Annotated in this window: 5 protein-coding genes; 3 read left to right on the top strand and 2 right to left on the bottom strand. The window is 41.8% G+C overall.

What is annotated here, in order from left to right:
• Positions 1–272 precede the first annotated feature (272 nt).
• The gene (locus HZA08_13835; GenBank protein MBI5194501.1) at positions 273–632 is read left to right on the top strand and encodes a PilZ domain-containing protein; all 360 of its coding nucleotides are present in this window, start codon (positions 273–275) and stop codon (positions 630–632) included.
• 22 nt (positions 633–654) lie between these two features.
• Here HZA08_13835 and queF read toward each other — a convergent pair whose 3' ends face one another.
• Positions 655–1026: an NADPH-dependent 7-cyano-7-deazaguanine reductase QueF gene (gene queF, locus HZA08_13840; protein ID MBI5194502.1), complete on the bottom strand. Its 372-nt coding sequence runs from the start codon at positions 1024–1026 to the stop codon at positions 655–657.
• Positions 1027–1128: 102 nt separating this feature from the next.
• On the bottom strand, positions 1129–2127 hold the full coding sequence (gene queG / locus HZA08_13845; protein MBI5194503.1) for a tRNA epoxyqueuosine(34) reductase QueG: 999 nt from the start codon (positions 2125–2127) through the stop codon (positions 1129–1131).
• Positions 2128–2551: 424 nt separating this feature from the next.
• Between queG and HZA08_13850 the strand changes: the two genes are divergently transcribed.
• Complete coding sequence (locus HZA08_13850) at positions 2552–3859, top strand: cytochrome ubiquinol oxidase subunit I (GenBank protein ID MBI5194504.1); 1308 nt, start codon at positions 2552–2554, stop codon at positions 3857–3859.
• Entirely contained in the window at positions 3850–4884 is a 1035-nt protein-coding gene (gene cydB, locus HZA08_13855; protein ID MBI5194505.1) for a cytochrome d ubiquinol oxidase subunit II, read from the top strand. The genes HZA08_13850 and cydB overlap by 10 nt, the downstream gene beginning before the upstream one ends.
• Positions 4885–5174: the final 290 nt, after the last annotated feature.

Below are 5174 nucleotides of genomic sequence, written 5' to 3' on the forward strand. Positions count from 1 at the left end.
CGGTCAGGTTTGAGTGCGACCGATTGAGCAAACCCGAAGGCGTAGTTGAATCTACGCTGAGGGGTTGCGATTGAGAAGCACACAAAGATGGCCGGAAGATGAGATGCATAAATGTATAGGTTATTTTATGACAGACCCTAAGTTCAAAAGCAGGTTGACATAACATTGCAAATTTATTGACTTTTAAATTAAAGAAGTCTATTTTTATATTAAATAAATACAAGTTAGAAGATGTTAATAAGTTTTTGCGTATGATTTAGGAAACATATATTATGGGTAACAGGCGTAAACACAAGCGGGTAAGTTTATTAAAAGAGATAGATGTCGCCTGCCCGAATAGTAAAGGCGGCACCAAGGGCCTTATAGTCAATATAAGCCGGAGCGGCATGGTTATCTATAGTAATCGTCCGTTGAGTGCCGGTAATGAGATAGTTGTTAAACTTCCCTTCATTGATGAATATAAAGTGGACAGAGTAGAGACACTGCTTGGAGATATTCGTTGGACAAAGCCTCTTGAAGATTTTTTTGCTATCGGTATTCAATTCAAGTCAGTAAATGAACATGACCATTTCATGCTCCTTGCCTATCTGAATTATGCAGAGGGTTTTGAAAGACCTTGTATAAATGAGTAACCGGCGTGTCGGCAATATTACACTAACTTTTCTGCTCTGAAGAAACTCTTATAATTGTTTTTACGTTTCCTCTTGGATTCCAGTCACCTATCACTTCAATTTTCCTTGGTTCGAGCAATTTTTTTAAATCATCATATATCTTGTTTGTTGCAGATTCATGGGAGATGTGTTGATCGCGAAACTTGTTGAGGTAGAGTTTCAATGACTTCAGCTCTACAATATATTTATCCGGTATATAATTTATCTTTATTGTTGCATAGTCAGGATAGCCTGACCTCGGGCAGAGGCAGGAAAACTCAGGGAATGATATGTCAATTACATAATCCCTGTCCTGACAGGAGTTTTCCCAACGTTCCAATTCTACATTCTTAATCTCTTCTTCACCGTATTTCATTTGTCTTCTCCCATGTTTTACCCGAAAATCTCTACGGCGGGGTAAGAAAACCCCGCCTATCCAGATATATATATCAAGGATAGGTGGGACATTCTTGTCCCACTAATTTTCATCATCCTTTGTAAGCCTAAGGCTCAGGAGTGTTTCATTTTTAATTGCGTTCTCAACATTTCTTTTAAATCTTTTCCATTTAATCCGTTTGATGGGATTATTGTTAAACATGGTATTGAATCTGTCTTCGCTTACATCAATCAGTTCCTCAAGCAGGGGTGAGCTTAAATCCTCTCTTGGCTGAAAAGCCTTCTCAGAAGAAACCCTGGCGGTCTTGTTTTTTGGACATACCCACTGACAGTCATCACATCCGAATATCCTGTTTCCAATAAGCGGCCGTAGTTCTGCCGGTATATCTCCCTTTAATTCTCCTAATAAATATGAAATGCATCGCCTTGCATCAACCACATAAGGTTCTATTATAGCATTTGTCGGACATGCCTCAATGCACTTTGTGCAATTTCCGCAATGGTCTGTAGCAGGTTCATCAAAATCAAGTTCTATATCAAGCAGCAATACCCCAAGCAGAAGCCATGAACCGGCATCCTTACTCACGATTATAGAGTGTTTCCCAACCCAACCAATGCCTGCTTTTACTGCAAGGGCCTTCTCAGGCACAGGGCCGGCATCTACATATATCTTTCCTTTTGCCCTGCCGTCAGTGAGTCTGTTAATCTCTTCCATCAGTTCTCTCAACCTTGCCTCAATAACAGGATGATAATCTTCATTAAGTGCATAATTGGCAATGTATCCTCTCTTATATCTAATGGACGGATCATCAAGGCATTTCCTGTGTCCTTCACCTGAAAAATAATTCATTGAGGCGACTACTACTGATTTTACATCAGGGAAAGAAGAAGCAATATCTGTACGCCTATCAATGCCCCGTGATAAAAACTGCATTTCACCATGATAACACTGATTGACCCAATTCCTAAGCCTGACCTCCCATTCACCAATATCAGGCGATGTAATGCCGATATGAGTAAAACCTATCTTTTTCCCAATGTCCTTTATTTCATGTGAAAGAGATTTAGTGATTGTGTTCATAAGAAAATTACCCCATCCCCACCCCCCGATTACTACTTCGGGGGCAGGCTCTAACCCTCCCCTTGAAGGGGAGGGAATAAACTTAGCACCCTCTCCCCTGGCGGGAGAGCTGCAAGTAAATTCCTACCAAATTCCTCCCCCCTCCTTTGCGGGGGGGGTGGGGGGGGCAGTAGGGGGGCTCCGGGTGAGGGGGCCTCATTTTCATCATCCTTTGTGAGCCGAAGGCTCATGTCGGTTCATAAGAAATAAAATTATAAAGGACTGTGTGTTGAAATGCAAAAATCCCTGTGTTACGATTCATGGTAAACCTGAACATTTCTATTACACTCTTTGAAAATATGCTATTAATATTACCGTGAAAACCCCTCACCCTTACCCTCTCCCCTAAGGGGAGAGGGATGGGTGAGGGGGGGAGAAAATTTTATTGGATGTTGTCACCTTATCACGCCTGCAATTTTTCCTGACCATCTCTTTCCACTTTATCTTTGTTTCCATCAGCATCGGTCTGTCCTGGTGGCTTGTAGTCTTTGAACTGTCAGGCTGGAAAAAGAAGGATGGAGAGGTCTATGTTCAGATTGCAAAGTTCTTCAGTAAAATATTTGCAATCACCTTTATAACCGGTACAGCTACAGGCATTGTTATGGAATTCCAGATCGGTATGAACTGGGCAGGTTATTCAAAATTCTCAGGAGATGTCTTTGGCCCGCTTCTGGCGGCAGAAGGGCTTATCGCCTTTTTTATGGAATCTTCCTTTCTCGGTTTATACTTATTCGGGAGAAACAAGGTATCACGTTCTATCCATCTGCTCTCCATTTTTATGGTATCAGCAGGTTCTACAATATCTGCATTCTGGATACTTACAGCAAACTCATGGCAGCAGACACCCGCAGGTTTTGTTATAAACAATGGAAGGGTAGAGTTGACAAACTTCATGGACGTTATTTTTAACCCTTCTACATTTCAAAGGTTTTTTCATACAATAGATGCAACGCTTATTACCGGGACATTTTTTGCAACCGGCATAGCGTCTTATTTGCTGAAGAATGACAGGCGGGTAGATGAGGCAAAAACAATATTGAGGTTCACTATTATTACAGGTCTTATTCTTTGTGTGTTACAGGTTATGCCCATTGGTCATGAACATGCGAAACAGGTAGCACTTACACAGCCGGAAAAATTTGCTGTACTTGAGGCTGTACAGGAGACACAATCCCATGCACCTTTTGTCCTGTTCGGGATTCCCTCTGACACACCATCAGGGTTGAAGATGAGTGTTAAAATCCCCAGTCTCCTCAGCATTATTACCTTTGGTGATGCAGAGGCTACTATTAAAGGTATTAATGATTTCCCTTCTGATGAAGTACCGCCCCGGCTTATCCCATTTATCACATTCCGGACTATGGTTGTACTTGGTATGTATTTTATATTGATAACCGGTTATGGTGTTATTCAACTATTCCGCGGTAAGTTGTTTAATGGGAAGGGATTTCTGAGATTACTCGTATGGTCTGCCCCCCTTCCAATCATTGCCTCTCAGCTTGGATGGATTGCCGCTGAGGTCGGGCGCCATCCCTGGATTATTTACAGGGTAATGAAAACCGCAGAAGGTGCAACCCTTACACTGCCGGCTGTTAATGTCCTGACAACCCTTATTATGTTTGCCATACTATACTCATTTATTGGCGGTCTTTATGTTTATCTGATAAAGAGAGAGATAAATCAATGGACCTGAATACATTATGGTACTTACTCATAGGTTTAGTCATTACAGTATATGCCATTCTTGATGGGTATGATTTGGGAGTGGGTTTATTACACCTCTCTACAAGGGATGAAGGAGAACGGCGCGTTAATCTGAATTCTATTGGCCCGCTCTGGGACGGTAATGAGGTCTGGTTGATAGCAGGCGGCGGGACGCTGTTTGCCGTGTTCCCTGTTGTTTACTCTGCACTCCTGAGTGCATTTTATATATTATTTTCTCTTTTACTAATCTCATTAATATTCCGGGCAATCTCTATTGAGTTTCGCAATAAATCGGCATCCCACGGCTGGCAGCGGTTATGGGATATATGCTTCGGTTTTGGGAGCATCTCGGCATCATTGTTCTTTGGCATCATGCTCGGTAATATCCTCCTGGGTCTGCCTGTTAATGAGGAGCAGATAATCACAGGACAACCTGTTTCTCTATTCAACCTTTATGCAATATTCACCGGCCTTATTACTGTGACGCTATTCACATTGCACGGTGCTGTTTATATGACACTAAAGGCTGATGAAGTATATCTTCACAGGATAAAGAGATATGTGTTAATCGCATGGTTTGCCTTCATAATCCTGTATCCCGCAGGTGTTGCAGTTACTTTCTACAAATCACCAATAATGTTCCATGCCTTGCTTAGCAGCCCACTATCAATACCACTTGGGATAATAAACATTGGCTCAATTATTTATATACCTTATGCGATAAAGGCAGGCAGGCATGGAAGGGCCTTTACTGCCTCTTCATTGCTGATCGCCTCAATAATGGGATTTATCGGACTGAGCCTGTTTCCGGCAATAGTTCCTTCAAGTATTAATCCGCTTTATAGTCTGACCGCCTACAATGCATCAGCAGGGCCTTACACATTAAAAGTAATGCAGACTATCTTCCTTACAGTCCTGCCGTTTATTATTGGGTATACAGTATTCATAAACATGGTATTTAAGGGAAAGGCCGGAATACATGAGGAAGGTTATAGCGATGCAGAAAAACTATAGCATCCAGTGCGGAATCAAATAAATACGTTTCCCACCTTCTTCAAGAATATCTGCCTTATCAAATTTTCCTGACAGGATGCCGATGCGTTCATTCTCCTTCTCAAGAAAAGAACGAAGCCCTTTCAGATATTTTGTCTGGACGCGTTTTGTTATAATGCTCCCCAGAATTTAGACAGAGTATTAAGGTGTATGTTAACCTGCCATAACCTAAAAGGAGGTATGGCAAGATGGGAAAGATTAGAAAGAATCATGACACAACTTTCAAGGCTATGGTGGCCCTTGAAGCAGTA

This window comes from Nitrospirota bacterium (assembly GCA_016212215.1).
GTDB lineage: Bacteria > Nitrospirota > 9FT-COMBO-42-15 > HDB-SIOI813 > HDB-SIOI813 > JACRGV01.

What these genes read in the sequence shown, in the direction of transcription:
- cydB (MBI5194505.1), top strand. Translation starts at nt 3,850, where the DNA reads ATGGACCTGAATACATTATGGTACTTACTCATAGGTTTAGTCATTACA.
- HZA08_13835 (MBI5194501.1), top strand. Translation starts at nt 273, where the DNA reads ATGGGTAACAGGCGTAAACACAAGCGGGTAAGTTTATTAAAAGAGATA.
- queF (MBI5194502.1), bottom strand. Translation starts at nt 1,026, where the DNA reads ATGAAATACGGTGAAGAAGAGATTAAGAATGTAGAATTGGAACGTTGG.
- queG (MBI5194503.1), bottom strand. Translation starts at nt 2,127, where the DNA reads ATGAACACAATCACTAAATCTCTTTCACATGAAATAAAGGACATTGGG.